Consider the following 2897-nt stretch of genomic DNA (forward strand, 5'->3'; position numbering starts at 1 on the left):
TTCTCCAGGGAATAGACCAGGCCGTGCACGCACAGACTCTGGCCGCGGGCCCAGGCGTCCTGGACGAAGACGTCGGAGGCCACGTTCTTCACCTGGCGGATGACGTTGAGTTCGCACAGGCGGTCGAGCTTCTCGGTCTGGTTCACCAGGGCGTCCAGTTCGCAGCGGTGCTCCTCGTGGACCTCGCGCACAGGGTGCAGCCAGTGGTCCACCAGCCCGCGCCTCTGGCCGTCCACCGCCGCGGCCACGCCGCCGCAGCCATAGTGGCCCACCACCATGACATGTTTGACCCTCAGCACGTCGACGGCGAACTGCAACACCGAGAGATAGTTGGCGTCCTGCGGCGGGGCGAGGTTGGCGACGTTGCGGTGGACGAACAGCTCGCCCGGATCGAGATCGACGATCTCGTTGGCCGGCACCCGGCTGTCGGAGCAGCCGATCCACAGATAGTCCGGGGCCTGCTGGCCTTTCAGCCGCTTGAAGAACCCCGGATCGGCCGCCACCTTGCGCGCGGCCCAAGCCTTATTGTTCGCCTTCAGGTCATCGAGCATGGCCGCGCCATACCCTCGTGAGCCCGCCGCCGCAACCCTGGTCAAGCGTTCCGCGGCCCTGGCCAAACCTCCCTTGCGCCCTGCGCGACCACCGACATGCCCACCCCTTCGCTGGCCCGCACGGGCAGGCCGGAGGGATCGAAGCCGTCCAGGCAGTAGACATTCACCTCATAGAGATCCGGCGAGGCCCGCTTGCGGTGGAAGACATAGATCCCGCAGACCCGGCGGAAATGATGCCGCGCCCGGTGGGTGTTCCACTCATAGGCGCCGAGTTGGTCCTGGCCCGACAGGACCGTCAGGTCCTGCGCGCGCACCCGCACCATCCGCGCGTTCCTCTTAACGCACAGCGAGCAGTCGCAGGCGGTGAGGTGATCGATCTCCGCCTCAAGGACGAAGGTCACCGCGCCGCAATGGCAGGATCCGGGATGGCGGGTCATGCCGCCTTCTCGGCCGCGGCCTCCCGCTCCGTCAAGGGCGGGAGAAGCCGGCTAGGCCGCCCAGCCCATCAGGGCGACGAACATCATCGCGGTCCCCACGAACCCCACCGCCCAGGCCAGGGGACGCACCATCGGCACGCCGAGGACATAGAGGACCGCGTGCGCCACGCGGGAATAGAGGAACAGCTGGGCGCCCAGCACCGTGGTCCCGTTGGACACCCCGACCACGGCGGCGATCAGGACCAGGGGCGCGAACATCGTCAGCCCCTCGCGATGATTGTCCACCACCCGCTTCATCCGGGCATGGAAGCCGCTGGGCGGCGGGAGGTCGTCGCGGGAATTGGCCAGCGGAACCGCGCCCTGGGCCCGGATGCCCGCCAGGGCCTGGATGAAGACCAGTACGAAAAGCAGGCCGACCGCATAGGCCAGCATCGTTATTTCCACGCTCATGTTCCGCCCCTATCGCTTCTTGCTGAAGCTTCGCCTTGGAGGTTCGGTCCGGGGGCCGCCGGCGTCAACCTTGACGGCGGGTCATGGCCCCCTGTGCTAGAGCACGTCAGGCGGAAGTGGATACCGGTTCCGCCGCCCGACGCGCTCTCAAGTTTTGAATCTAGACCCTGACCGTTTCAGATGGACTCATCTGAAACGATCAGGGTCTAGGACTGAACTGCGCGCGGACCTGAGCATTAGGCAGGGTTCGGGATCAGGGAGACCTCCATGCGTTCGATGTTGCTGGCGACCGGCTTCGTCACCCTCGGCCTGGCGGCCTGCAGCCAGGGGGCGCCGGGTCCCTTCGTGGGCTTCGGGCCCAAGCCTGACCTGCCGACCCCGACCAAGAGCGCCCTGCCCACGGTGAACGTCGCCAAGTTCGTCGGCTGGCCCAAGGGCGCGGCGCCCACGGCGCCCCCCGGTTTCGTGGTCACCAGGTTCGCCGACGGCCTCGATCACCCCCGCTGGCTGCTGGTCCTGCCCAATGGCGACGTGCTCGTCGCGGAATCATCCTCTGAAGCCGGCAAACCCGCGGGCTTCAAGGACTGGGTCGCGCAGCTGGTCCAGAAGCGCGCCGGCGCCCTGCAGGTCAGTCCCAACAAGATCATGCTGCTGCGGGATTCCGACGGCGACGGCGTGGCCGACACCAAGGCGATCTTCGCGCAAGGCCTGAAGCGGCCCTTCGGCATGGCCCTAGTGGGGAACATCCTCTACGTGGCCAACGACGATTCCATCGTCAGCTTCCCCTATGCCGAGGGCCAGACCCAGGTCACTGGCCCCGGGGTGAAGGTCTTCGATCTGCCCGGCGGCCCGATCAACCACCACTGGACCAAGAGCATCATCGCCAGCCCCGATGGCCAGAAGCTCTACGCCACCGTCGGCTCCAACTCGAACGTCGGCGAGAACGGTATCCCCGCCGAGGCCGGCCGCGCCCAGATCGTCGAGTTCACCCTGCCCGAGGGGCCCAGCCGCCCCTACGCCACCGGCCTGCGCAACCCCAACGGCATGGACTGGGAGCCGGTCTCCGGCAAGCTCTGGACCGCGGTCAACGAGCGCGACGAGATCGGGAACGACCTGGTCCCCGACTACATGACCAGCGTCACGCCAGGCGCCTTCTACGGCTGGCCCTACAGCTACTATGGCCAGCACGTGGACGTCCGGGTCAGCCCGCCGCGGCCCGACCTGGTGGCAAAGGCCATCGCCCCCGACTATGCGCTCGGGCCCCACACCGCGTCCCTGGGCCTGGCCTTCTACAAGGCCGACGCCTTCCCCGCGGCCTATAGGGGCGGGGTCTTCATCGGCCAGCACGGCTCCTGGAACCGCCGCCCTTTGAACGGGTATCGGGTGGTCTTCATCCCCTTCAAGGACGGCAAGCCCGCAGGCCCGCCCCAGGCCTTCCTGACCGGCTTCCTCAACGCCA

General features: G+C 67.7%; 4 protein-coding genes. 1 reads left to right on the forward strand and 3 read right to left on the reverse strand.

The window, feature by feature from the left end; translation table 11 throughout:
• The 3 genes from Q7T09_RS04035 to Q7T09_RS04045 all read right to left on the reverse strand — a co-directional run.
• Positions 1-551: carbonic anhydrase (locus Q7T09_RS04035; RefSeq protein WP_304697845.1), on the reverse strand; the 551-nt coding region annotated here is incomplete at its 3' end.
• A gap of 41 nt (positions 552-592) precedes the next feature.
• Complete coding sequence (locus Q7T09_RS04040) at positions 593-988, reverse strand: GFA family protein (RefSeq protein ID WP_304697847.1); 396 nt, start codon at positions 986-988, stop codon at positions 593-595.
• A 51-nt stretch (positions 989-1039) separates the two neighbouring features.
• Positions 1040-1438, reverse strand: a complete 399-nt coding sequence (locus Q7T09_RS04045; RefSeq protein WP_304697849.1) for an MAPEG family protein — start codon at positions 1436-1438, stop codon at positions 1040-1042.
• A 267-nt stretch (positions 1439-1705) separates the two neighbouring features.
• Here Q7T09_RS04045 and Q7T09_RS04050 point away from each other — a divergent pair.
• On the forward strand, positions 1706-2897 hold a 1192-nt coding region (locus tag Q7T09_RS04050), incomplete at its 3' end, for a sorbosone dehydrogenase family protein (protein WP_304697851.1).

Source organism: Phenylobacterium sp., from assembly GCF_030645195.1.
GTDB lineage: Bacteria > Pseudomonadota > Alphaproteobacteria > Caulobacterales > Caulobacteraceae > Phenylobacterium.